Source organism: Campylobacter sp. CNRCH_2014_2452, from assembly GCF_025772865.1.
Lineage (GTDB): Bacteria > Campylobacterota > Campylobacteria > Campylobacterales > Campylobacteraceae > Campylobacter_D > Campylobacter_D lari_D.
This window is the reverse complement of sequence record NZ_JAKMSX010000002.1, coordinates 124,851-149,726: the sequence shown is the minus strand read 5'-3', so window position 1 is coordinate 149,726 and position 24,876 is coordinate 124,851. Positions and strand designations below refer to the sequence as shown.

Sequence of the window (24,876 nt, the reverse complement as noted above, 5' to 3'; positions counted from 1 at the left end):
GATTAAATTTCCATTTTTTGCTCTAAAGAGTGTTGCCAAAAGGCCGTTTCAAGTCTTATAGTAGTATAAAAAATTTCGTTTAATTTTTTAAATTTTTCTTCACTAATGCTATTTGTATAAGAATTAAAAAAGTCTTTAAATTCTTTAATTTCATCTTGAAATTCTTTACCTGCATAGGTTAAAATCCACTCTTTGTAAGGATGATTTTCTAAGCTTTTTTCATTAAGTCCTTTATAAATTTCTTCCCCTATATATGCATATCCTATAGCACAAGCACTCAAAGCACACAGCATATCCAAATAATCTCCATTTTGTCCCACACTTAGTAAGTATCTTGTATAAGCAATATTAGTTAAACTTTCATCTTTATAGTCAAGTTTTTCTACATTAATGCCTAGTTTTAAAATACTTCTGTGAAGTTCCAATTCTCCTTCTAAAGTGTAGTTTTGATTTTTAATGGCAAATTGAATTTCTTTAGCGTTATTTGCATTTAAAGCAAGCAAAGCATAGCATTTTGCATAATTATTTAAAAAAATATAATCTTGTTTAAGATAAAACAAAAATGTATCTTTTTCTAAAGTACCATTTTGAAGTTTTTTTACAAATTCATGATAGATGTATTGCACCCAAGTTTTTTTATTTTCTTTTATAAGTTTATCTAAAAGCATAAATTTCCTTTGCTAAAATTTAAGCTTTTATTTAAACACAGATAATTAAATTTTTCGTAATAATCTTTAATTTTTAACTTTTTAAACAAGAAATTTATTTTTTTATTGTAAAATGTTGTTTAATTTTTTAAACTAGGAGATAAAAATGGCAATTTTTGATGATGTAAAAAAAGTAGTTGTTGAGCAACTTAGTGTTGATGAAGATGCAGTTAAAATGGAATCTAAAATCATTGAAGATTTAGGTGCAGATTCTTTAGATGTTGTTGAATTAGTTATGGCTTTAGAAGAAAAATTTGATGTAGAAATTCCAGACAGTGATGCTGAAAAACTAGTAAAAATCGAAGATGTTGTTAATTATATAGAAAATCTTCAAAAATAATTTTAATTTTTAATAAGGAGTGCGGTTTGAAACGCGTTGTAGTAACAGGTATAGGAATGATCAATGCCCTTGGTTTAGACAAAGATAGCTCATTTAAAGCAATTTGTGATGGTAAAAGTGGCGTTGATAAAATCACTCTTTTTGATACCACTGATTTTCCAGTGCAAATTGCTGCTGAAGTAAAAAATTTTGATCCTTTAAGTGTCTGTGATGCTAAAGAGGTTAAAAAAATAGATCGTTTTATACAACTTGGTATTAAAGCAGCAAGAGAAGCTATGGAAGATGCTAAATTTGATGAAACTTTAAACAAAGAAGAATTTGGTGTAGTTTCAGCAGCTGGTATAGGTGGTTTACCAAATATAGAAAAAAATTCCGTTACTTGCGCACAGCGTGGACCACGCAAAATAACTCCTTTTTTCATACCATCAGCTTTGGTTAATATGCTTGGTGGGATTGTATCAATCGAGCATGGATTACAAGGACCAAATATCTCATGCGTGACTGCTTGTGCAGCAGGAACTCATGCTATAGGCGAAGCATATAAAAGCATAGCTTTAGGCAATGCAGATAAAATGCTTGTAGTAGGTGCTGAAGCAGCTATTTGTGCTGTAGGTATAGGTGGCTTTGCTGCTATGAAAGCTCTTTCTACTAGAAATGATGATCCAGCTAAAGCTTCAAGGCCATTTGATAAAGAAAGAGATGGTTTTGTGATGGGTGAAGGTGCTGGTGCTTTGGTTTTTGAAGAGTATGAGGCTGCTAAAAAGCGTGGAGCTAAAATTTATGCTGAGTTGGTAGGTTTTGGCGAAAGTGCAGATGCACATCATATCACTTCACCTACTTTAGAAGGGCCATTGCGTGCTATGAAAAAAGCCTTAAAAATGGCAGGAAATCCAAAAGTAGATTATATTAATGCACACGGAACTTCTACTCCAGTAAATGATAAAAATGAAACAGTAGCTATTAAAGAACTTTTCAAAGATCAAATTCCTTTAGTTAGTTCTACAAAAGGTCAAACAGGCCATTGTTTGGGTGCTGCTGGTGCTATTGAAGCTGTTATTTCTTTAATGGCGCTTGATCAAGGTGTATTACCGCCAACTATCAATCAAATCGTAGCAGATGAAAATTGTGATCTTGACTATATACCAAATACTGCAAGAAAAAACGAAGTTAATGTAGTAATGAGCAATTCTTTTGGTTTTGGTGGAACAAATGGTTGTGTGATCTTCAAAAAAGTAGATTAATATGGCTTCTTATTTAGATTTTGAAAAAAATATTCAGCAAATTGATGAGGATTTAGCAAATGCTAAAATCAAAGGCGATGATGAAGCAGTAAAAATTTTAGAAAAAAACCTTGAAAAAGAAACTCAAAAAGTTTATAAAAATTTAAGCGATTACCAACGCTTACAGCTTGCAAGACATCCTGATCGTCCTTATGCGCTTGATTATATTCAAGCTATACTAAGTGACGCTTATGAAATTCATGGCGATCGTGCTTTTAGAGATGATCCTGCTATTGTGTGTTATGCAGGTTATATAGGTGGGAAAAAAATTATTGTTATAGGTGAGCAAAAAGGTAGAGGTACTAAAGATAAGCTTCATAGAAATTTTGGTATGCCTCATCCTGAAGGTTATAGAAAAGCTCTAAGAGTGGCAAAAATGGCTGAAAAATTTGACATACCGGTATTGTTTTTAGTAGATACTCCAGGTGCTTACCCAGGAGTGGGTGCTGAAGAGCGTGGTCAAAGTGAGGCTATAGCTAGAAATTTATATGAGTTAAGCGCTCTTAAAACAATCACTATAGCAGTAGTTATAGGCGAAGGTGGAAGTGGTGGTGCTTTAGCTATAGGAGTAGCTGATAAACTTGCTATGATGAAAAATTCAGTTTTTTCTGTGATTTCACCTGAGGGTTGTGCTGCTATTTTATGGAATGATCCATCAAAAAGTGAAGCTGCTACTAAGGTGATGAAAGTAACTGCTGATGATTTAAAAACCCAAGGTTTAATAGATGATGTTATCGAAGAACCAATGAGTGGAGCTCATAGAGATAAAGAAAATGTGATTAAAAATTTGAGTGATTATGTCTTAAAAGCTATAGAAGAGTTAGAACAATACGATAAACGCGAATTAGCTGCATTAAGAATGCAAAAAATCTTTAAATTTGGAGCTTTTGCTGAATGATTTGCATTTTTATGCAAATTTCAACTTTTTTTAAAAAAACTATTGTATAATTACAACTTCAATTCAGTGGTTGGATAGCTCAGTCGGTAGAGCAGCAGACTGAAAATCTGCGTGTCGGCAGTTCGATTCTGCCTCTAACCACCATCTTCATTTTCTATTATAAAAATCGTCTAATTTTTGAAGTTCATTTTCACTAAATCCAGCTTGTATTCTAGCTGTTTTGTTATATACTTTTCCTAAAAGATTAAATTCTTTATATTTGGCACAAAGATCCATATAATCGTCATTTTCATTTTTTGCATAATTCCACCAAAAATCCCCTTTATTTACATGTTTAATCTCATCATTTAATATAATGGTAAAAATTTCACCAAATAAACTTTTTATAGGATGATTAGTTGTGTTTAATTTTTCTAAGACAAAAGGATTGGCATCAAGTCCTTTTGCTTCAAGACCTCTATGCACTATGCCCATTCTATGAGCAAGATTATCTTTGGTTAAAAATAAGGCTTTTTCAAGATTATCATGGGCATGGAAATCTCCATATTTAAAATCAAGTTCATTTAAAGTTTTTTCTAAAAGTAAAAAATGCTTAATTTCCTCATCAGCTACCTCAAGCCAATCTTGATAAAATTTCAATGGCAAATTTTTAAATCTATAACTAGCATCTAAGGCCAAATTTATAGCACTATATTCTATATGTGCAACTGAATGTAATATTTTAGCTAAAGATGAAGTACTATTTGCCTCTTTTGGACGCCTTATTTTCATAGGATGAAGGATTTTAACTTGTGAGTTTTCACAAATGATCGCTTCATGGGAATGATTAAAATCATATAAATTAGCTTTAAAATTTTCATAAAACTCATTAAATAATTCAATCTTCTTGAAAATATCTTTATGATATAAAATTTTTTCTAATTCCTCAAAAAAATTTCTTTTCATTTTTAAACCTTGTTAAATATTATATAAGATAAAAAAGTATAATATAAAAATTTTAAAAATTTAAAAAGGTTTGCTAAAAATATGTTTAATGTCATACATGCTCTTTTTTTTAGAGAGTTAAAGACAAGATTTGGTATTAATAAATATTTGGGCTATTTTTGGGTAATCGGAGAGCCTATGATGGTAGTTTTGGTAATCACTTCTATTATAACAGCTATTAGAGAATTTCATCATCAAATCATGCCTGAAGGTGTTTCTATCTTTTTGTTTTTAGCAGTAGGAATTATACCTTTTTTTATGTTTAGAAGTATTATTACTCAGCTTTTAAATGGTATAGGATCAAATTTAACTCTTTTTGCTTATAAGCCTATTCGTCCCATACATGTTTTTATCGCAAGAGCACTGCTTGAGTTTTGTATTTATTTTACTATTTTTATTTGTGTGATATTTTTGGCAGGTTGGTTTTTACATATGCAAGTTATACCTAAGCATTTTTTAGAAGTGATGTTTTCGCTTTTTTTGCTTGTGGTGTTTGGTTTTGCTATGGGAATGTGTTTTGCTATAGCAGGACATTTTGCAGAGCCTTTAAAAATGGCTTTAAATTATTTAAATATAGTTTTATATTGGACGGCTTTGGTGGTATTTCCTATATGGATAGTTCCAAAACCTATTTTAGACATTTTATATTACAATCCACTTTTACATATTATGGAGCTTTTAAAATATAATTTTTTTCAAAATTATCCATTGCTTGATGATTATAATTACTATTATCCTATTGCATGTTTAAGTGTGATTTTGTTTTTGGGATTGTTTTTTTATTATTTTACTAGAGAAAAGTTGATAGCAGTGCGATGATAAAATTAGTTAATTTAACCAAATCTTTTCCTTTACGTAATGGTGGAAGGCATTATGTTTTTAAAAACTTAAGTTTTGAATTCCCTGAAAATTGCAGTATAGGTTTAATGGGGCGCAATGGTGCTGGAAAATCAACCTTAATGAAACTTTTAAGTGGCTCCTTACTTCCTGATAGAGGTAAGATTATTACTAATAAAAAATTATCTTGGCCTCTAGGTTTGGCAGGTGCATTTCAACATAGACTTTCAGCAAGAGATAATGCACGCTTTGTAGCTAGAGTATATGGTTACAAAGGAAAGGCTTTAGAGGAAAAGATTAAATTTGTGGAAGATTTTGCTGAGCTTGGTAAATTTTTTGATGAGCCTATGAATACTTATTCAGCAGGTATGAGTGCTAGAATATCTTTTGGCTTAAGTATGGCTTTTGATTTTGATTATTATTTAATTGACGAAGCAGGTGCTGTGGGAGATCCTAAATTTAGAGAAAAAAGCTCTAAAATCTATAAAGAAAAGCTAAGCCAGTCAAAAGTTATCATGGTTTCGCATAATGTAGCTGAAATTAAACAATGGTGTGATAAAATTATATTCATGCAAGATGGACAAGCTACTATATATGATGATGTAGATGAGGGTATAGCGGTGTATCAAGGAAAAATAAATGCAAAATGAATTATTAAAAAAACTTAAAAATTTAGAAATATTTAATTCTTTTAAAATAGTATTAATTTTGACAGCATTTGTTGTATTTTATTATATTTTTATAGCAGCAAATCGCTATGTGAGTGAAAGTGTTTTAAGTGTGAAATCAACCACAGGAGATAGCGGAGCTATTACTGGAATTGCCGCATTTTTGACTAATAATTCTTTTTCAAGCGAGGATATTAATTATTTAAAATCTTATATTCATTCTTTAGATATGTTAAATATCTTAGAAGAAAAAGTTCAAATTCGTGAGTTATATCAAAAACAAAAACTTGATTTTTTTTATAGTATTTCCTCATCAGCCAATCAGGAAGAGTTTTTAAAGTATTATCAAAACCGTGTTAAAATTACTCAAGAAAACTCAGCTAATGGGCTTTTGCGTGTAGAAGTTGAAGGTTTTGATCCACAAAGTGCACATTTGATAGCTTCAACTATAGTTAAAGAAAGTGAAAAATTTATCAATGAAATTTCACACAAAGCCGCAAGAGATCAAATGCAATTTGCCGAAGAAGAACTTTTGCAGTTTAAAAAAAGATATCAAAAGGCTAAAGATGAGCTTTTAGCTTTTCAAAACAAATATGGAGTATTTGATCCACTCAAACAAGCAGAAGGCACTCTAAAACTCATAGCTGAACTTGAATCAAAAATAGCAGCCAAAGAAGCTGAGTTTTTAATGATGCAAAGTTATATAAACGATAATGCACCACAAATTGTTACTATAAAAAGTGAAATCACAGCCTTAAAAAAACAACTTCAAAAAGAAAAATCCAAAGTTTCATCGCCAAAATCCTCTCAAAAACTCAACGATCTTGCAGCTAAATTTCAAGATCTAACCATAGAAGCAGGTTTTGCAGAAAGTGCTTACACAGCTGCATTAAAAGCTTATGAGAGTGCTAGGATAGAAGCTTTAAGAAAGATAAAACAAGTGGTTATAGTGCAAAGCCCAAGTTTACCTCAAAGTGCTAAATACCCAGAAGCTTTGTATAATATACTCACAGCTTTTATGATTTTATCTTTGATTTATGGAATTGTTAAATTTATTAAAATGATTGTAGAGGAGCATAGATACTAATGAAAAAGATATTCTTATTTTTACTTTTACCTTTGTTTTTATTTTCTGCGGTAGATGTTTCTCAAATTGCAAAAATTCAAAATCAACCATTAGCACCATCTTTAGAGCCACAAATTATAAATTACGATAGTAATCAAAGTGATTTTAATCAAATTCAAGCTCCGATAACTAAAGTTTTTGGTGCACATTTATTTAATGGTAATTTTACTAAATTTACTCAACATGTTTATAACCCTGATTATAAACTAGCAGTAGGCGATAGGATTAATGTAAAAATTTGGGGTGCGGTAGAGTTTATACAAACCTTAACAGTAGATTCTCAAGGAAATATTTTCATACCAAAAGTAGGTGCTATTAATCTTTTGGGTGTGAAAAATAGTGCTTTAGTGCAAGTCATTACAAAAGCTATTAATAAAATTTATAAAAGCAATGTCTATGTATATGCGGATATGGATATTTATCAAAATGTATCGGTATTTGTTACAGGAAATGTGAATCAACCAGGCCTTTATCAAGGATTAAGTTCAGATTCTATTATACAGTATTTAGATAAAGCAAGTGGAATTAATTTAGAATATGGTAGTTTTAGAGATATTCAAATTTTAAGAGATAATAAAGTTATTAAAAAAGTAGACTTGTATGATTTTTTACTTAAGGGTCAGCTTGATCTTTTTCCTTTTAGAATGGGTGATGTGATTTTAGTGGGTAGTGTGCAAAAGTATGTTTTTATTGAAGGAGATGTGCAAAAGCCCTTTAGATTTGAGTTAAGTAATGATATTTTAAATTTAGAAGATATAGCCAAAGTTGCAGGAGCTAAACCTATAGTAACTAATGCTGTGGTAAAAAGCTATAGGGATGATCATAAATTACATGTGGATGCTTACAGCAAAAAACAGTTTTTAGGTGTGAAATTATACAATGGCGATGAGATAGAGTTTAGACCTGATTATACTGCGCAAAATATTAGCATTAGCATAGAAGGTGAGCATAGCGGGTTGCATTCTATGGTAATAAAAAAAGGCACAACTTTAGCTGAACTTGCTAAAATGATTACAGTTAATGATCAATCAAACATCAATGCCTTACAAGTTTTTAGAAAAAGTGTAGCAGCTACCCAAAAACAACTTATCGAAGCCCAGCTTAAAGAGCTTGAAACACTAGCTCTGACAAGCTCTTCGGTTAATGCTGAGCAAGCTAGTATTAGAGCTACTCAAGCTAAAACAATTTTAGAATTTATTGCGCGTGCAAAACAAGCTCAACCAAAAGGACAAATCGTTATAGACAATGTCAAAGCGTATAATTCTATAGTATTAGAAGAAGGTGATGTAGTAAATGTACCTAGTAAAAATAATCTTGTTTTAGTTCAAGGTGAAGTTTCTATACCGGGTGCGTTTGTGTATATGGATAAAGAAAAATTAAGATATTATATCAACCTAGCAGGTGGTTTTAGTGATAGAGCAGATGTATCAAGAGTTTTGGTAATCAATGCTAATGGTAAAGCAACTAAATACAGTGGTAGAAGTTCAGCAGATATCAAAGCGGGAGATTCTATTTTAGTTTTACCAAAAGTAGATAGTCAAAATCTCCAAATTTTTAGCATGCTAACACAAATTTTATATCAAATAGCTATTGCGACTAATGTAGTATTGAAAATGTAGGAATTTAGATGAGCCAAATAGATGCGATTAAAATAGCCAAAGAAGTTTTTGAGATAGAATCAAAAACGATTTTAGATTTATGCGATAATTTAGATGAAGATTTTAATAAAGCGGTTGAGTTGATTTTATCTAGTAAAGGTAGATGTGTAATAAGTGGTATGGGTAAATCAGGCCATATAGGGGCTAAGATAGCTGCGACCTTGGCTAGCACAGGTACTCCAAGTTTTTTTATGCATCCGGGCGAAGCATTACATGGAGATCTTGGTATGCTTACAAGCGAGGATGTGCTTTTAGCTATTTCAAATTCAGGAGAAACTGAAGAGGTTTTAAAACTCATACCAGTGATTAAAAAAAGAAAAATTCCTTTAATTGTCATGGTGGGAAATCAAAATTCTACTTTAGCTAAACAAGCAGATATTTTTATAAATATAGCAGTAAAAAAAGAAGCTTGTCCGCTTCAGCTTGCTCCAACTTCTTCTACTACGGCTACCTTAGCGATGGGTGATGCTATAGCAGTAGCTTTGATGAGAGCGAGGAATTTTAGACCTGATGATTTTGCTTTATTTCATCCAGGAGGAAGTTTAGGTAGAAAGCTTTTAACTAGGGTGGGTGATTTGATGGTGTCAAATAATTTGCCTATAGTCAGTCCTGAGAGTGAATTTAATGAGTTAGTTGATGTGATGACTAGTGGCAAGTTAGGACTTTGTGTAGTGCTTGAAAATGAGAAGTTAGTAGGGATCATCACAGATGGGGACTTAAGAAGAGCTTTAAGGGCAAACGGTAAGCCAAGATTTGATTTTAGAGCTAAAGAAATCATGAGTGAAAAACCTAAAACTATAGAAGCAAGTGCTATGACAAGCGAAGCAGAAGAGCTTATGTTAAAACATAAAATCAAAGAAATAGTTGTCACTCAAGATGAAAAAATAGTAGGTATTATACAACTTTATGCGATAGGTAATGTGTGAAGCTTTCCATTGTTATACCTTTTGGTTTAAGTAAGGAAAGAATTTATATCAAAGATCGTGTTATTCAAAAAGCATGTGAGTTTAAAAGTGATGATAGGGTTGAATATATATTTGTTGAAGGATATTCTTCTTTAGAAAATGATTTAAAGCGTGTTATCGAAGAAAATGGGCATATTTATCTTAAAGATGAAAGTCAAAAAGATTTTTTCTCGCAAGGCAAATGTCGCAACTTGGGTGCATCTTTTGCAAATTCAGATGTAGTGATGTTTTTAGATGTGGATTATTATTTATCACAACAATTTTTAGAGTATATTTTAGATCTTATTGATATCAAAGAAATAGCCTTAAAGCCAAATCATATTTTATCTTTACCAGTTGTATTTTTAAATCAAAATGGTAGTGAGTTTATTTATACTCAAGATAAAAAATTATGGGATGGTTTGATAAAAAATGATTTAATTAGTGGGAAAAAAGAGTGGATCAAATTTTTTGCCCCAAGTTCTACCTCTAGTATAGTGATTAATAAGCATAAATTTTTAACGCTTGGTGGAAATGATGAGCAATTTATAGGCCACGGATATGAGGATTTTGATCTTTTGGCAAGAATTTTATACTCTTGTATTGATTTAGAACAAATACCAGTTAATTTAAACTATGATGCAAGAAATTGGAATTTTAAAAGTTTTGAAGGCTTTAGAGCTTGGTTTGCTTTACTTGGATATGAAGCAAGTTTTCATGGGATATATTTATATCATTTTCATCATGATGAACCAAATCAAAATGGTTACATGGATAATAAACATAAAAATCATCAAAGATTTTATAATCATATATCAAATATCAAAGCGCATTCTATAAAGCATTTATGTGATAAAAGTGTTTACCGAGATAATGTTTTATTTATTCATTCCAAGGAAATATTATATTCCATAAAAGAAATACTACCTTATATAGGCAATATTATATATATAAATGAAGATAATTTAATTTACAAAAGCCAAAAAGAACTCGAAAGTATAATCACGGAAAAACAAATTCATAAAGTTTTGCTTTTAAATGAGTGCATTAAAAATAAAAATCTATTGGATTTTTTTCAAAAGCTAGATTTGGATATTGTTTATTTTGAAAAAGGAATTTTACCTGAGTCATATTTGATAACTAGTAACAAAAATAAAATGTTAGAATTTGATAAAACTTTATATCAAGATGAAATAACACAAGCAAGATTGTATTTAAAAAGTTTATCAAAAGAAGACAATGATAAAATTTTAAATTTTATGGTAGAAAAAAATATAGATAAAAATGATTTAGATTTTTTTGTAAATTTTTTAATTAATGATTTATACTGTTTTGGTAAAAAAGAACAAGAAATTATAAAATTTTATAAGATAAATCTAGAAAATAAAAAAATATTTTTTAAAGATATTCAAAAAAGCAAATATAGTTTAAATTCTTTGATTTATAAGCCTTTTATATACGAAATTTCATCATTTTCATTTATAAAAATGTTTAATAAATATATAGGTTTAAAGCTTGTGCAAACTAAAATTTCTCATACGAAATTTTATCGTTTATTTCAAAAATTTTTTTATAACCCAAAAGCGTTTTTTAATGATTCTAAATTTTTTAAAAAGTTTAAAAATGCAAACTAAAACCATCGGCGTAGTAATCCCCATATATAATGTAGAAAAATACTTAAAAGAATGTTTAGATAGTGTAATCAATCAAACTTATACTAACTTAGAAATCATACTAGTAAATGATGGTAGCACAGATGAAAACTCACTCAATATTGCAAAAGAATATACTCTAAAAGATAAAAGAATCACTCTTTTTGATAAAAAAAATGGTGGACAAAGTACAGCAAGAAATGTAGGTATAGAATATTTTAGTGGAGAATATAAACTCAAAAACAAAGCTCAAACTATAAAAGAAAATTCTTTAATAGAATTTAATATAGAAGGTAATAATCCTTATGAAATATACACTGTATATAAAAGCCATAAAGCTTTTAATAATGAACAAGATCTAACAAGCTTTACTTATCCTATTATAGATTATATTATCTTTTTAGATTCTGATGATTATTGGGAATTAAACTGTATAGAAGAATGTGTACCTAGAATGGATGGGGTGGAAGTGGTTTGGTTTGATTATAGACCTTTGTATGATAAAGTTAAAAGAAAACACATCAGTCAAATGACTTATTTTGATTATAAAAATGAGATTATCATCACACCTAAAGAATGGCTAGAGAAAGCTAGAGAAAGAAAACTTTTTTATTTTTGGTTTGCTTGGCAAGGTATGATTAATTTTAATTTTTTAAAAAATATAAATTTAAAATTTATTGATGGAATTTTTGCAGAAGATTGTCATTTTGGAGTGTTATTATTTACATTAAGTAAAAATATTTATATATTTCCAAAGCAAATATATGTTTATCGTTTAAGAGAGTCAAGCTCTATGAATTTTACTAATAAAAAATGGGTAATACATCCTAATTCACATCTTAAAAAAATAGATGTTTTTGAGAATTCAAATATGACTAGGCTATATTATGAAAGTACAAGTTGGATGCAAATTGCATTAGATTTTATCAAATTTATTGATTCTAATCACTATTTAAGTGAAGATATAAAAACACATTTTTTACCAGTGGTTTGTAACAAGGCTTTAACTTTACAAAGGTTCGATAAAGATCCATTATGTTTAAAAAAATACACTAAAAATTTAAAAATATATATACAAAATCAACCCTTAGGAGCAGTTGATAGAGTGAAAGAATATCTTTCGTATAAACTTACAAAAGAACTTTCTAGAAAAAAAGGTATATTAAGATTAACTTTGCCCTTTAGCGTTATTAGAGTATCTTTACAACATCAAAAAGACACCATAGAATATAAAAAAAGTATTAAAAGAAATGTTTTAAATAAAAGATTACCATTAGAATTTTACAGAGATTACCAGCAGGCTTTGAGCTTAAAAAATCAAAAATTAATTCAATCGTTGCATGGTATTGGACTAAAAATCATGTCGCTTAAAGGTTAAATATGATTTTAAATTCTAAAAAATTAAGAAAGCTTAGAACTAACCCAAAGTTATTCTTTAAAGATGCTATAGAAAAAAAAGTTTTTTGGTTGAGTGGTGTATATAACAAATACCTTCCTAAAAAATACAAAGGTTTTACTCAATATACAATAATCTCATCTGTATATAATGTAGAAAAATATTTAGATGATTATTTTAATTCTATTATTAATCAAAGAATTGATTTTAAAAAAAATATTTTTATGATATTAGTAGATGATGGTTCTACTGATAATTCTGCAAATATTATTAGAAAATATCAAAAAAAATACCCAAAAAACATCGTTTATCTTTATAAGGAAAATGGCGGATTATCTAGTGCTAGAAATTTAGGTTTAAAATATATACAAGAAAATAATTATAAAACTCCTTGGGTTACCTTTACTGATCCGGATGATTTTTTAGATAGAAACTATTTTTATGAAGTAGATAAATTTTTATCGACTCATCAAGATGATGATATTTGTATGATAGGGTGTAATTTAATTTTTTATTATGAAAAACAAAAACAATATAAAGACGAACACCCATTAAATTTCAAATTTAAAAAAAAATATCTTATAAAAGAGGTTTGTAATCTTAATGATTTTATACAACTAGGTGTCCAATCTGCTTTTTTTTCTGTAAAAAAAATTTTAACATCTGGTCTGTATTTTGATGAAAAACTCAGACAATTTAATGAAGATTTAAAATTTACCAATCAATTTTTTATTCGTCATGAAAATGAAAAAGTTGCATATATATCTAGTGCAAAATATTTTTATAGAAAAAGATCAAGTGGCAATTCTATAATCGATCAAGCTTCAAAAAATATTAACTTATATTTACAAGCTTCAAAATTGGGGACGCTAGATTTGCTAATTGATGCGAAGCTTAATTTAAATAGAGTTCCTTTATATGTGCAATATTCTGTATTGTATCATTTTGCATGGCAAGTTAGATCTATCGTAAATAATTCCGAAAAACTTTATTTTATGAATGAACAAGAAAAGCGTGAATATTTAGATTTATTAGATAAGAATTTTTCATATATAGATTCTGCTACTATTTTAAATTGCAGTTATAAAGGATTTTACAATTTCGAAAAGAAAGGAATTTTAAATTGCTTTAAAAATGAGAAATTGGATGTTTCTGAAGTTTATATAGAAGATTATGATCCTTACAAAGAGCAAATTTTAATTACTTATTATACTAGAGATGATAAAAATATAGAAAGTATTAGAATAGATAATGAAGTAATATATGCAGATTATGAAAAGATTGTTAAATACGATTTTTTAGATAGAGTATTTTGTTACCAAAAAAGATTATGGGTTCATGTGTCAAAAGATGCTAAAGATAAACTAGAGGTATTTATTAATAATAAACAAATTATGATTGGTAAATATGGTGAATATTTCTTAGATATTAAAAATATTAGAAAAGAATTTCAGAAAAGATTACCAAAGAGTAATATTTGGCTTTTAATGGATAGAGACTATGAGGCAGATGATAACGCAGAACATTTATATAGATATATTATGCAAAATCATCCTGAGCAAGAAATAGTTTTTGCATTAAGAAAAGAAAGTTCAGACTGGGAAAGATTGGAAAAAGAAGGATTTAATTTAATAGAATTTGGGAGTTTTGAATTTGAAAGGATTATAAAAAAAGCCTCCAAAGTCATTAGTTCTCATTCTGATGAGTATTTGATGAGATATATCACACCTAGGCAGCAGTTTATTTTTTTACAACATGGCGTTACACAAAATGATGTTTCAAAATGGCTAAACAGCAAAAAAATAAATTTATTTTTTGTTGCTACACAGATGGAATTTGATTCTATTATAAAGAATTATACTCGTTATAAGTTCGGACAGAAAGAGGTGATTTTAACTGGATTTGCGAGACATGATGCTTTGTTAAGGAATAAACAATCAGATATTAAACAAATTATTATAATGCCAACATGGAGAGCGAGTGCAATCAATAATGTTTTTAATTCTAATGAAAGGAATATGAAAGAAAAATTTAAACGAAGCGAGTATTTTCAAAAATGGAATTCCTTATTGAATAATAACAACTTAAAAAAACTATGTGAGCAATATTCTTATACCGTAGTCTTTAAACCACATCCTAATATTATGCCATATTTAAAAGATTTTAACCTTCCATTTTATACAAAAATAGCTAATCAGGATGAAAGCTTACAGATGTTATTTTGCAATTCTTCTTTAATGATTACAGATTATTCTAGTGTAGCTTTTGAGATGGCATATTTAAAAAAACCAGTTATTTATTATCAGTTTGATAAAGATGTTTTTTTTATTTCTCACACATTACAAAAAGGTTATTTTGATTATCAGAAAGATGGTTTTGGTCCCGTAGTGCAAGATGAAGATAGCTTATTAATAAAACTTGAAAGTTTATTTCGAAATAATTGCAAGGTTTTTAATAATTATAAATCTAATATGGAATCGACTTTTGCTTTTAAAGATGGTAAATGTTGCCAAAGAATTTATGCGACATTAATTCAGCTTAATATTAAGTATTTAATGTAATAATAGAAATAAATATAAAAGGTTAAATATGATTTTAAATTCTAAAAAATTAAGAAAGCTTAGAACTAACCCAAAGTTATTCTTTAAAGATGCTATAGAAAAAAAAGTTTTTTGGTTGAGTGGTGTATATAACAAATACCTTCCTAAAAAATACAAAGGTTTTACTCAATATACAATAATCTCATCTGTATATAATGTAGAAAAATATTTAGATGATTATTTTAATTCTATTATTAATCAAAGAATTGATTTTAAAAAAAATATTTTTATGATATTAGTAGATGATGGTTCTACTGATAATTCTGCAAATATTATTAGAAAATATCAAAAAAAATACCCAAAAAACATCGTTTATCTTTATAAGGAAAATGGCGGATTATCTAGTGCTAGAAATTTAGGTTTAAAATATATACAAGAAAATAATTATAAAACTCCTTGGGTTACCTTTACTGATCCGGATGATTTTTTAGATAGAAACTATTTTTATGAAGTAGATAAATTTTTATCGACTCATCAAGATGATGATATTTGTATGATAGGGTGTAATTTAATTTTTTATTATGAAAAACAAAAACAATATAAAGACGAACACCCATTAAATTTCAAATTTAAAAAAAAATATCTTATAAAAGAGGTTTGTAATCTTAATGATTTTATACAACTAGGTGTCCAATCTGCTTTTTTTTCTGTAAAAAAAATTTTAACATCTGGTCTGTATTTTGATGAAAAACTCAGACAATTTAATGAAGATTTAAAATTTACCAATCAATTTTTTATTCGTCATGAAAATGAAAAAGTTGCATATATATCTAGTGCAAAATATTTTTATAGAAAAAGATCAAGTGGCAATTCTATAATCGATCAAGCTTCAAAAAATATTAACTTATATTTACAAGCTTCAAAATTGGGGACGCTAGATTTGCTAATTGATGCGAAGCTTAATTTAAATAGAGTTCCTTTATATGTGCAATATTCTGTATTGTATCATTTTGCATGGCAAGTTAGATCTATCGTAAATAATTCCGAAAAACTTTATTTTATGAATGAACAAGAAAAGCGTGAATATTTAGATTTATTAGATAAGAATTTTTCATATATAGATTCTGCTACTATTTTAAATTGCAGTTATAAAGGATTTTACAATTTCGAAAAGAAAGGAATTTTAAATTGCTTTAAAAATGAGAAATTGGATGTTTCTGAAGTTTATATAGAAAGAGTGGATTATAAAAACAAGGAAATTCTTTTAAGGTATTATATAGATACTTTAGATAAGAATGTTAAGGTTGAAATTGATGAAAAGAATATCGTTCCATATTATAAAAAAGACAAAATACATAAATTTCTTAACCGTTTTTTTTTAATAGAGAGGAAAATGTGGATTAAGATTTCGAAAAGTGATATTTGGATGAGATGTTTTTTTGAAAACAATTGTCGGAGTATAGTTTATAATAATAAAAAATATACCACATTTCCAATTACTACAATAGATGGTTTGTTTCAATGTAATTTTGGTTTTAACAATAGATGGGTTTTTATCGATAGACCTACGAATGCAAATGATAACGCAGAGCATTTATACAGATATATTATGCAAAATCATCCTGAACAAAAGATTGTTTTTGCATTAAAAAGAGACTCCGCCGATTGGAGTAGATTGGAAAAAGAAGGGTTTAATTTAATAGATTTTGACACGGATTTTCATGATATATTTTTAAAATCAGGAGTGTTGATTGCATCGCATAATTATAAATATTATGGTCTAAAGTTTGATTTTTTCAAAAATAGGAAATTTATTTTTCTTCAACATGGTGTTACACAAAATGGGTTATATGGTCCATTTAATGAAATGAAAGCTGATATAATCATAACCGCAACAAATCAAGAATATCATGCTATAGCACATGATCCTAAGTTGCTTTTTAATTATACAGAAAAAGATACTTTTTTAACAGGATTTGCAAGACATGATTATTTATATAATAATGCAAGTAAAGAAAATCCTAAATCTATTCTGATTTTTTTTACTTGGAGGAGTTATTTAAATAATAATGTCTTTAGATATATTCCAGAAAATACACTTGGAGAAGAATTTTTACAAACAAATTATTTTTTAAAAATACAGTCATTATTATTGAATAGCGAAATTAAAAAAATCACTTCTAAATTAAATTATAGAATTAAGATTTATTTTCATCATGAAGTTCGGCCTTATCTACATTATTTTGAAATACCAAATTATATAGAGATTGTTCAAAATGAAAATATTCAAGATTTATTTTGCAATTCTTCTTTAATGATTACAGATTATTCTAGTGTAGCTTTTGAGATGGCATATTTAAAAAAACCAGTTATTTATTATCAGTTTGATAAAAAAGATTTTTTTTGCAACCATTATAAACACGGTTATTTTAATTATAAAGACAATGGTTTTGGTCCAATTGTTGAAGAAGAAGAAAAACTGTTAGTTTTTTTAAAAGTATTTTTAAAAAATGGTTGTAAATTATCACATAAATACTTAAATAGAATTTCTAATACTTTTCCTTATTTTGATAACTATAATTGTCATAGGATATATAATGTTATTTTAAGTAGTGAGAAAGTTTGAGGGTAATATATGAATAAAATAGCAAAATTGATTCAGGAATATTGGAATTTTGAGTTAATTGCAAATGCTAGTTTGCTAGACGAGGAAGATTGTACTGATTTGTTGTATCAGACAGGTAGTGTTGAGCAACTAATTAATAGAACAGACTATACATTGCAAGATAAATTGGTTTTAACAGAGCTTGTAAATACTAAAATAGAAAGAATACATATAAATAATTATAAAGATAAATATCAAATTATTGCTGCTATAATTTACTTAAAAAGAAAAATCCTAAATGATACACTTGAGATTGAAGAGTCCTTGGATATATTTAAGCAGTTTTTTTGGAATTCTGCTTATAGAATTTCTAAAATTTATGTTGTAAAATTATTGATAGATTATTATGATAGAGCGGACTTTGAAAAAAAGAAACAATTTTTTGTTCCAATGAAGCATGGTATTTCAATTCATTATCTTTTATTTTTTTTGCATTCCGTAACAGATACTATTGGAGGAAAAAGATATTGGGATATTTACAGTGGAAATATGAGATATTTTTTAAATTTTAGAAATTTACAATATAATTATAAAATAGCAATATGCTTTTATGGTGTTTTAAGAGGAAATTGGAAAGAAAACTTATGCAGATTATTGTCCCAAGTTCAAAATTTGAATGCAGATTGTTTTTTGTCTACTTGGGATGAATATCAAGAGTGGCCTGGCTTTATGGGTGGGTTAAATTGGGGAGACAGGTGCTTTACTGAAGAGATAAATTCTAAAATACCTAAAAATATAAAAAGCAAAGATGACTTTAAAAAATATTTACCGAATACTGCTAGATTATTTGAAAGTGAATTTTTTTCTAAAGTTAAAAGTAGTGATATTGAAAATATTCAGAAAGAATTTATTTCTTTTAAAAAGTATTGCATGCAACCTCAACCTGATTTTCGCACCACAAGTAGGGGCAGAATTATGTATTATGGAATGTATAATGCTTGTAAACTTATAGAAGAATATGAAAACAAAGAAAATAAAAGATATGATTTTATTATACTGCTGAGAACAGATATTGAATTGAGGGATATTATAGACCCTGATAATGTTTACAACTTACAGGGTGATGAAATTGCAGATTATTATACTTTGTGGGGTGGTAGCGGTAGTGGAAATTTTGCAGGAAGACGTAATACTATAATGAGATATGCCTCATTATACAAGCAATTTGATATTTTAGAAAAAAATGAGTATATTAAAAATATGTATGATAATCACGAGGTCAGCTATAAATTTTTAGCATTAAATAAAATTAGATTAGTAAAACAGATTATTCCATTTAACTTTCAGAATGATTTGATTAAAATAGGTTATAAAATTCCTGATTTTAGAAATGCTTTATTGTGTGATTTTAAGCAGTGTTTTTTAAAGGATAAAGATATATTATCCGAGTGGAATAATTTCTTTTTGAATATTATAAATGAATATCCAACTGTATCTTGTTCTTCTAGAAGATTTAATAGATTTGAACAATTTTGTCGTACTCAAGAAATGCTTTGTTATAAATTAGGAATTACATTTTTAGAAGGTAAAGGAAAATTGATAAATTTTTTTTATATGCCGTTTAAATTATGGAGCATATGGAAAAAAAATAAAATATATCACAATAAAAATATTGATGAATTGGATAGTTATACTATTGATTTGGCTTGTAAAATAGGAAAAAAAATAATTAGAGCTCATAAAAATTGGTATAAAGGTGGTTATATTCGATTATCCATTGAATTATTTCTAATACTTATTAAAAATAGATGATGTATTTGAGTGTAGTATGATTGTTATTTCTCACCGTGGGTTTTGGTTTAAAGAGATTGAAAAAAATACCTTAAAAGCGTTTGAACGAAGTTTTTGTAATGATTTTGGTATTGAGACTGATTTACGAGATATGTTAGAGCAAATTGTTATATCACATGATATGTCAAATAGTAGTTGTTTGACTCTAGATGATTTTTTTGCTTTATATAAAAGATTCTCTAATAATTTTCCATTGGCATTAAATATAAAAGCCGATGGACTTCAAAGTATTTTAAAAGAGTTTTTAGAGAAATATAATGTTAACAACTATTTTGTGTTTGATATGTCAGTTCCAGATGCTTTGCTTTATATAAAAGCAGGCTTTAATGTTTTTACAAGACAAAGTGAATATGAAAAACAACCTAGTTTTTATAATGAAGCGTGCGGAGTATGGATGGATGAATTTTATGAACATTGGATTGATGAGAAGATTATTCAGGGGCATTTAGAAAATAATAAAAAAATATGTATTGTTTCTCCTGAATTACATAAAAGGGGTTTTAAAAAAGAGTGGCAAGAATATAAAGAAATATTTAAAAAATTAGATAACGATGATAATTTGATGCTTTGTACAGATTATCCTATTCAAGCAAGGGAGTTTTTTAATGTGTAAGATTAAAGCAATACTTTTTGATATGGATGGGGTTTTAATTGAGGCTAAAGATTGGCATTATGATGCGTTAAATAAAGCACTAAGGCTTTTCGGAATGGAAATTTCTCGTATAGAACATCTTACAACCTTTGATGGTTTGCCAACAAAAGATAAACTAAAAATGCTTTCTTTGGAAAGAGGTTTACCTATGGGCTTACATGGATTTATTAATGAGCTAAAGCAACAATACACCATGGATTTAGTTTACAGTCTATGTAAACCAAGATTTCACCATGAATATGCTCTTTCTAAACTTAAAGAGAATGGTTATAAGATGGCTGTATGTTCTAATTCTATTAGAAATACTATAGAAATAATGATGCAAAAAGCTTCTCTTGATGTATATTTGGATTTTTATATTTCTAATGAAGATGTTGAAAAAGGGAAACCTGATCCTGAGATGTATAATAAGGCTATAGAAAAAATGAATTTACACCCAAAAGAATGTATGATTATAGAGGATAATGAAAACGGCATAAAAGCAGCTAGGGCTAGTGGAGCTAATGTAATGATAGTAGAAGAAATCACTGAAGTTAATTATGAAAATATATTAAGGCATATTAATAACTTCCAAAAGGAGAATAGATGATTGATATAGTCGTTCCTTTGGCGGGTAAAAGCTATTTTTTTAGCGAAGATAAAGATGGCTTTCCAAAGCCATTTGTTGAAATTTGTGGCAAAACTATGTTAGAACATTTCATAAGAAACTATGATAGTGTGAAAGAAAAACGTTTTGTTTTTATTTTAAAACAAGATGATGTTAGAAGGTATCATTTGGATGATGCTGTTAATGTTTTAACTGATGGTAAATGTAAAATAATAGTTCTAAAAAATGAGACAGAAGGAATGCTTTGCTCGGTTATGATGGCTGTAGATGACATACAAAAGGAAAATCCTGTCTTGGTGGTTAATATGGATCAAATTTTTGAGTATGATTTAAGAGAGATTCTTTTTAAATTTGAGCAATACGATGCTGGCGTGTTGAGTTTTGAGAATATTCATCCAAGATGGGCTTATGTAAAATGTAACGAAAATAATAATTTTGTTTTAGAGTCTTTTGAAAAAAAACCTATAAGTAAAAATGCTATTGCTGGATTTTATTATTTTAAGAATTTAGATTTGTTATTTAATGCTGCTAAAAATGTTATAAAAAAAGATGTGAATTATATGGGAAAATATTACATAGCCTCAACTTTAAATGAGTTAATTTTAAAAAATAAAAAAGTAATTAATATAACTATTGATTCGAATCGTTATTTTACTTTTTATAGTCATGCTAAAATTAGTGAATATGAAAGGATAAGAAATGCTAAAAGAGTTAACTAGACAATATATAAAAGTTTTTGGCGAGAAAGATTTAAATGGTGTATCTTTACTTCTTGACGATGATTTTGTACTTGAGGATCCTATTGTTAAAAGAGTGGAAGGAAAAAGTAAATCTTTGAAAATTGTAAAGAATATATTTAATAGTTGTGATAAATTGAGTTTTAGCGCTAAGAATATTTATATGGAAGGTGATGTTACGATTATTGAGTTTGAGCTAATGCTGGATAAACAAAGATTGGAAGGTGTAGATATTATTAAGTGGGAAAATGAAAAGATGAAAGAATTGAAAGCTTATTTAGATATTCCTAAGGATTGAAAATGGAAATATTTAACTTACAAGATATGATTCGCGGTTGGTTTCTTGGAGACTTTAACCCAAGTGTTTTAAAAACTAAATCGGTTGAAGTTGGTGTGAAACATTATAAAAAAGATGATTATGAAGATAAACATTATCACAAAATAGCTACCGAAATTACTGTAATTATTGAGGGTAAGGTGCAAATGGGTAGTAAAATATATGCAAAAAATGATATTATAGCTATATATCCAAAAGAATCTACAGATTTTAAAGCTTTGGAAGATACTATTACAGTAGTGGTAAAAATTCCAGGAGCTAATGAAGATAAATATATGGGAGAAATAAATGATTAATGTTGTCATACCTATGGCTGGCCTTGGTAGTCGTTTTGCTAAAGCCGGATTTTTAAAACCAAAACCATTTATAGATGTTTTAGGTAAACCAATGATTATTAGAGTGCTTGAGAATTTATATATTCCAAATGCTAATTATATTCTAATAGCTAGAAAGGAACACCTCGAAAACGAACAGGCGCTAGTTGAATATATAAGATCAAAATTTAATGTGCATTTTATAGGTATTGATAAATTAACAGAAGGCACCGCTTGTACGGTTCTTTATGCTAAAAGTAAGATTGATAATGAAATACCATTGCTTATAGCAAATTCTGATCAAATAATTGATATGGATATTAATGAATATATTAAAGATTGTACCAAGCGCAGATTAGATGGATCGATTTTAACTTTTATAGATAATGAGAAAAATCCAAAATGGTCTTTTGTTAAAATAGATTCACATAATACTGTAGAATACGTAAAAGAAAAAGAAGCTATTTCTGATATCGCTACAGTTGGAATTTATTATTTTAATAGAGGAAATATATTTGTAAATTCTGCGATAAATATGATTATAGAAAATGACCGTGTAAATGGTGAATTTTACACTTGTCCTGTATATAATTATGCGATAAAAGATAAAGCAAAAATAGGTGTATATAACATTGATTATAAACAAATGCATGGTATTGGAACTCCTGAAGATTTACAGAAATATATAGAAAGGAAAACAAAATGAAGCAAATCAAGAGGAGTAAATGTCCAATAACCAATAGCGAAAACATAGAAATTTTAAGTAATAGAAGGTTTCCTTTATTTTGTGGTTGTACTACAGAAAATATCGAAAGCGATTTGATTTATGAAGAAGAATTTGCAATTTGCAAGGATAGTGGAGTTTTGTTTTTAAATAAATTAATACCTTTGGATATTTTATATAAAAATGGTCATTACGCAGGAAGCGTAGGTAAAATTTGGGAAGAGCATCATGAGACTTTTGCGAATTTTATTTCTCAAGTAAAACCTAAAAATGTTTTGGAAATTGGTGGCGGACATGGCAAACTAGCGCAAAATTTTTTAAAATTACAAAAAGTTAATTGGACGATAGTTGAGCCTGATACTAAAAATAAATTTAATAATGTAAACTATATTGATGGTTTTTTTGATAAAAGTATTTGTAAAGATAAGCAATACGATGTTATAGTGCATTCACATACTTTTGAGCATATTTATGATCCTAATGAATTTTTAAATGATATTTCAGATTCATTAAATGGGGGGGGGTGTATGATATTTTCCCTTCCTAATATGCAAAAGTGGTTAGAATGTAAATTTGGTAATTGTATAAATTTTGAACATACCATATTTTTAAATGAAAATTTAATAGAATATCTGTTATATAAAAATAAATTTCAAATAATTGTTAAAAAATATTTTAAAGATCATAGTATATTTTATCTTACTAAAAAAAGCGAAAGTCAAAAAAATATTGAATTGAAAAATGATTATGAAGAAAACAAAAAATTATTTCTAGATATGAAAGAATATTATAAAAATGAAGTTAAAAAATTAAATCAGCTTATAAAAGAAACTGCTAAAGAAGTATATTTATTTGGTGCTCATTTATTTAGTCAAAATTTAATTTATGATGGTTTGGATGTATCAAAAATTAAATATATATTAGATAACGATAGTAATAAACAAGATAAAAGATTATATGGAACTAACCTATATGTAAAATCACCTAAAATTTTAAAGAACAGCGATAATGCATTGGTTATATTGAATGCTGGCGTTTATAATGAGGAGATAAAAAAAGATATTTTAGAAAATATTAATATCGCTATAGAAGTTATTTGTTTCTAGTTGTATAAATTAATAACTCACAAATCAAAAGGAAATATGTGTATATTGGAACTGTTAAACTTGGTCAAGCTCTTATGTAAGCTAACAAAACTTGGTATGGGGGGGGGTATATCAAACTGCTATTTGAAATTAGGAAGTTGAAAAGAAAATTTAAAGAAAAGGTTAATCATGTTTAGTCAGATTAACTTAAAAGATATAACCTCCATAGCCATAAAAGCAGGTAAAAGTGTCTTAGAAATTTATAATAAAGATTTTAAAATTTCTTATAAAGATGATAATTCTCCTTTAAGTGAAGCAGATATCATCTCAAATAAGATTATTTGCAAAGAGCTTGTTAGATTTAACATCCCTATACTTTCAGAAGAAAATAAAACTATACCTTATAAACAAAGAAAAAATTGGGAATATTTTTGGTGTATAGATCCAATTGATGGTACTAAAGAGTTTATTAATAAAAATGGAGAATTTACTATAAATATAGCTTTGATTTATAAAGATACTCCGGTTTTGGGTGTAGTTTATGCTCCAGCATTGGATCTGCTATATAGTGCTAAAAAAGGCGAAGGTGCTTTTAGAAATGGTGTAAAGCTACCTTTACAAAGAAATGATGATTTTTATAAAATTGTAGCTAGTAAATCACACTTAAATGAGCAAACAAAAGATTTTGTAGATAGTATTCAAACAACCAAACAAAAAGAATTTATCTCCATGGGAAGTTCTTTAAAGCTATGCTTGGTAGCTAGTAATGAAGCAGATATTTACCCAAGGTTAGCTCCTACTATGGAGTGGGATGTAGCTGCTGCTGATGCTATAGTTAGAGAGGTTGGGAAAATGACTTATGATTTTTACGCCAAAAAACCTTTAGTGTATAATAAAGAAAATTTATTAAATCCATATTTTATAGTAGAGTAAA

General features: G+C 27.9%; 23 protein-coding genes and 1 tRNA gene. 22 read left to right on the top strand and 2 right to left on the bottom strand.

Annotated elements, in window-relative coordinates; translation table 11 throughout:
* Positions 1 to 2: 2 nt before the first annotated feature.
* Entirely contained in the window at positions 3 to 668 is a 666-nt protein-coding gene (gene tenA, locus L8X38_RS01840; RefSeq protein WP_263661119.1) for a thiaminase II, read from the bottom strand.
* A 145-nt stretch (positions 669 to 813) separates the two neighbouring features.
* On the opposite strand from tenA, the gene acpP reads away from it, so the two are divergent.
* The 4 genes from acpP (at position 814) to L8X38_RS01820 (ending at position 3,369) form a co-directional block, all read left to right on the top strand.
* Positions 814 to 1,047 carry an acyl carrier protein gene (gene acpP / locus L8X38_RS01835; protein ID WP_039617517.1) on the top strand — a complete coding sequence of 78 codons (234 nt, stop codon included), beginning with the start codon at positions 814 to 816 and terminating at the stop codon, positions 1,045 to 1,047.
* A gap of 26 nt (positions 1,048 to 1,073) precedes the next feature.
* Complete coding sequence (locus L8X38_RS01830) at positions 1,074 to 2,288, top strand: beta-ketoacyl-ACP synthase II (RefSeq protein WP_263661118.1); 1,215 nt, start codon at positions 1,074 to 1,076, stop codon at positions 2,286 to 2,288.
* Position 2,289: 1 nt separating this feature from the next.
* The gene (locus L8X38_RS01825; RefSeq protein ID WP_263661117.1) at positions 2,290 to 3,225 is read left to right on the top strand and encodes an acetyl-CoA carboxylase carboxyltransferase subunit alpha; all 936 of its coding nucleotides are present in this window, start codon (positions 2,290 to 2,292) and stop codon (positions 3,223 to 3,225) included.
* Between the two features lie 68 nt (positions 3,226 to 3,293).
* Positions 3,294 to 3,369, top strand: a tRNA-Phe gene (locus L8X38_RS01820).
* A gap of 3 nt (positions 3,370 to 3,372) precedes the next feature.
* Here the strand turns inward: L8X38_RS01820 and L8X38_RS01815 are convergent.
* Positions 3,373 to 4,170, bottom strand: coding sequence for a ferritin-like domain-containing protein (locus tag L8X38_RS01815; RefSeq protein ID WP_263661115.1), 798 nt, complete (start codon positions 4,168 to 4,170; stop codon positions 3,373 to 3,375).
* A gap of 81 nt (positions 4,171 to 4,251) precedes the next feature.
* Between L8X38_RS01815 and L8X38_RS01810 the strand changes: the two genes are divergently transcribed.
* The 18 genes from L8X38_RS01810 to cysQ all read left to right on the top strand — a co-directional run bounded on the left by L8X38_RS01810 (position 4,252) and on the right by cysQ (position 24,875).
* Positions 4,252 to 5,028, top strand: a complete 777-nt coding sequence (locus L8X38_RS01810) for an ABC transporter permease (protein ID WP_263661114.1) — start codon at positions 4,252 to 4,254, stop codon at positions 5,026 to 5,028.
* Positions 5,025 to 5,696: a capsular polysaccharide export system, ATP-binding protein gene (locus tag L8X38_RS01805; protein ID WP_039617525.1), complete on the top strand. Its 672-nt coding sequence runs from the start codon at positions 5,025 to 5,027 to the stop codon at positions 5,694 to 5,696. The genes L8X38_RS01810 and L8X38_RS01805 overlap by 4 nt, the downstream gene beginning before the upstream one ends.
* Positions 5,686 to 6,801 (top strand): capsule biosynthesis protein, encoded by a 1,116-nt coding sequence (locus L8X38_RS01800; protein WP_263661113.1) that lies wholly within the window; start codon positions 5,686 to 5,688, stop codon positions 6,799 to 6,801. The genes L8X38_RS01805 and L8X38_RS01800 overlap by 11 nt, the downstream gene beginning before the upstream one ends.
* Positions 6,801 to 8,459: a polysaccharide biosynthesis/export family protein gene (locus L8X38_RS01795; protein WP_263661112.1), complete on the top strand. Its 1,659-nt coding sequence runs from the start codon at positions 6,801 to 6,803 to the stop codon at positions 8,457 to 8,459. The genes L8X38_RS01800 and L8X38_RS01795 overlap by 1 nt, the downstream gene beginning before the upstream one ends.
* Positions 8,460 to 8,467: 8 nt before the next feature.
* A complete protein-coding gene (locus tag L8X38_RS01790; RefSeq protein WP_412175439.1) occupies positions 8,468 to 9,424 on the top strand; it encodes a KpsF/GutQ family sugar-phosphate isomerase in 957 nt (318 codons plus the stop codon).
* Positions 9,421 to 11,076, top strand: coding sequence for a galactosyltransferase-related protein (locus L8X38_RS01785; RefSeq protein ID WP_263658650.1), 1,656 nt, complete (start codon positions 9,421 to 9,423; stop codon positions 11,074 to 11,076). Before L8X38_RS01790 ends, L8X38_RS01785 begins: the two co-directional genes overlap by 4 nt.
* Positions 11,066 to 12,472 carry a glycosyltransferase family 2 protein gene (locus L8X38_RS01780; protein WP_263661111.1) on the top strand — a complete coding sequence of 469 codons (1,407 nt, stop codon included), beginning with the start codon at positions 11,066 to 11,068 and terminating at the stop codon, positions 12,470 to 12,472. Before L8X38_RS01785 ends, L8X38_RS01780 begins: the two co-directional genes overlap by 11 nt.
* Positions 12,473 to 12,474: 2 nt before the next feature.
* Positions 12,475 to 15,051 carry a CDP-glycerol:glycerophosphate glycerophosphotransferase gene (locus tag L8X38_RS01775; protein WP_263661110.1) on the top strand — a complete coding sequence of 859 codons (2,577 nt, stop codon included), beginning with the start codon at positions 12,475 to 12,477 and terminating at the stop codon, positions 15,049 to 15,051.
* 28 nt (positions 15,052 to 15,079) lie between these two features.
* The gene (locus L8X38_RS01770) at positions 15,080 to 17,656 is read left to right on the top strand and encodes a CDP-glycerol:glycerophosphate glycerophosphotransferase (protein ID WP_263661108.1); all 2,577 of its coding nucleotides are present in this window, start codon (positions 15,080 to 15,082) and stop codon (positions 17,654 to 17,656) included.
* Between the two features lie 9 nt (positions 17,657 to 17,665).
* The gene (locus L8X38_RS01765) at positions 17,666 to 19,447 is read left to right on the top strand and encodes a hypothetical protein (protein ID WP_263661107.1); all 1,782 of its coding nucleotides are present in this window, start codon (positions 17,666 to 17,668) and stop codon (positions 19,445 to 19,447) included.
* A 16-nt stretch (positions 19,448 to 19,463) separates the two neighbouring features.
* Positions 19,464 to 20,099, top strand: a complete 636-nt coding sequence (locus L8X38_RS01760) for a hypothetical protein (protein ID WP_263661106.1) — start codon at positions 19,464 to 19,466, stop codon at positions 20,097 to 20,099.
* Complete coding sequence (locus L8X38_RS01755; RefSeq protein WP_263661105.1) at positions 20,092 to 20,727, top strand: HAD family hydrolase; 636 nt, start codon at positions 20,092 to 20,094, stop codon at positions 20,725 to 20,727. The genes L8X38_RS01760 and L8X38_RS01755 overlap by 8 nt, the downstream gene beginning before the upstream one ends.
* Entirely contained in the window at positions 20,724 to 21,464 is a 741-nt protein-coding gene (locus L8X38_RS01750) for a glycosyltransferase family 2 protein (protein ID WP_263661104.1), read from the top strand. The genes L8X38_RS01755 and L8X38_RS01750 overlap by 4 nt, the downstream gene beginning before the upstream one ends.
* Positions 21,445 to 21,780, top strand: a complete 336-nt coding sequence (locus tag L8X38_RS01745) for a nuclear transport factor 2 family protein (RefSeq protein ID WP_263661103.1) — start codon at positions 21,445 to 21,447, stop codon at positions 21,778 to 21,780. The genes L8X38_RS01750 and L8X38_RS01745 overlap by 20 nt, the downstream gene beginning before the upstream one ends.
* A 2-nt stretch (positions 21,781 to 21,782) precedes the next feature.
* The gene (locus L8X38_RS01740) at positions 21,783 to 22,115 is read left to right on the top strand and encodes a hypothetical protein (RefSeq protein WP_263661102.1); all 333 of its coding nucleotides are present in this window, start codon (positions 21,783 to 21,785) and stop codon (positions 22,113 to 22,115) included.
* Complete coding sequence (locus tag L8X38_RS01735; RefSeq protein ID WP_263661160.1) at positions 22,111 to 22,839, top strand: glycosyltransferase family 2 protein; 729 nt, start codon at positions 22,111 to 22,113, stop codon at positions 22,837 to 22,839. Before L8X38_RS01740 ends, L8X38_RS01735 begins: the two co-directional genes overlap by 5 nt.
* Positions 22,836 to 23,963: a class I SAM-dependent methyltransferase gene (locus tag L8X38_RS01730; RefSeq protein ID WP_263661101.1), complete on the top strand. Its 1,128-nt coding sequence runs from the start codon at positions 22,836 to 22,838 to the stop codon at positions 23,961 to 23,963. The genes L8X38_RS01735 and L8X38_RS01730 overlap by 4 nt, the downstream gene beginning before the upstream one ends.
* A gap of 168 nt (positions 23,964 to 24,131) precedes the next feature.
* The gene (cysQ, locus tag L8X38_RS01725; protein ID WP_258108320.1) at positions 24,132 to 24,875 is read left to right on the top strand and encodes a 3'(2'),5'-bisphosphate nucleotidase CysQ; all 744 of its coding nucleotides are present in this window, start codon (positions 24,132 to 24,134) and stop codon (positions 24,873 to 24,875) included.
* Position 24,876 lies beyond the last annotated feature (1 nt).

Coding starts and splice junctions, on each gene's coding strand:
- L8X38_RS01750 (WP_263661104.1), top strand. CDS start 20,724: ATGATTGATATAGTCGTTCCTTTGGCGGGTAAAAGCTATTTTTTTAGC.
- L8X38_RS01825 (WP_263661117.1), top strand. CDS start 2,290: ATGGCTTCTTATTTAGATTTTGAAAAAAATATTCAGCAAATTGATGAG.
- L8X38_RS01800 (WP_263661113.1), top strand. CDS start 5,686: ATGCAAAATGAATTATTAAAAAAACTTAAAAATTTAGAAATATTTAAT.
- L8X38_RS01760 (WP_263661106.1), top strand. CDS start 19,464: ATGATTGTTATTTCTCACCGTGGGTTTTGGTTTAAAGAGATTGAAAAA.
- L8X38_RS01775 (WP_263661110.1), top strand. CDS start 12,475: ATGATTTTAAATTCTAAAAAATTAAGAAAGCTTAGAACTAACCCAAAG.
- L8X38_RS01730 (WP_263661101.1), top strand. CDS start 22,836: ATGAAGCAAATCAAGAGGAGTAAATGTCCAATAACCAATAGCGAAAAC.
- tenA (WP_263661119.1), bottom strand. CDS start 668: ATGCTTTTAGATAAACTTATAAAAGAAAATAAAAAAACTTGGGTGCAA.
- L8X38_RS01780 (WP_263661111.1), top strand. CDS start 11,066: ATGCAAACTAAAACCATCGGCGTAGTAATCCCCATATATAATGTAGAA.
- L8X38_RS01805 (WP_039617525.1), top strand. CDS start 5,025: ATGATAAAATTAGTTAATTTAACCAAATCTTTTCCTTTACGTAATGGT.
- L8X38_RS01755 (WP_263661105.1), top strand. CDS start 20,092: ATGTGTAAGATTAAAGCAATACTTTTTGATATGGATGGGGTTTTAATT.
- L8X38_RS01810 (WP_263661114.1), top strand. CDS start 4,252: ATGTTTAATGTCATACATGCTCTTTTTTTTAGAGAGTTAAAGACAAGA.
- L8X38_RS01790 (WP_412175439.1), top strand. CDS start 8,468: ATGAGCCAAATAGATGCGATTAAAATAGCCAAAGAAGTTTTTGAGATA.
- cysQ (WP_258108320.1), top strand. CDS start 24,132: ATGTTTAGTCAGATTAACTTAAAAGATATAACCTCCATAGCCATAAAA.
- L8X38_RS01745 (WP_263661103.1), top strand. CDS start 21,445: ATGCTAAAAGAGTTAACTAGACAATATATAAAAGTTTTTGGCGAGAAA.
- L8X38_RS01795 (WP_263661112.1), top strand. CDS start 6,801: ATGAAAAAGATATTCTTATTTTTACTTTTACCTTTGTTTTTATTTTCT.
- L8X38_RS01740 (WP_263661102.1), top strand. CDS start 21,783: ATGGAAATATTTAACTTACAAGATATGATTCGCGGTTGGTTTCTTGGA.
- L8X38_RS01765 (WP_263661107.1), top strand. CDS start 17,666: ATGAATAAAATAGCAAAATTGATTCAGGAATATTGGAATTTTGAGTTA.
- acpP (WP_039617517.1), top strand. CDS start 814: ATGGCAATTTTTGATGATGTAAAAAAAGTAGTTGTTGAGCAACTTAGT.
- L8X38_RS01815 (WP_263661115.1), bottom strand. CDS start 4,170: ATGAAAAGAAATTTTTTTGAGGAATTAGAAAAAATTTTATATCATAAA.
- L8X38_RS01770 (WP_263661108.1), top strand. CDS start 15,080: ATGATTTTAAATTCTAAAAAATTAAGAAAGCTTAGAACTAACCCAAAG.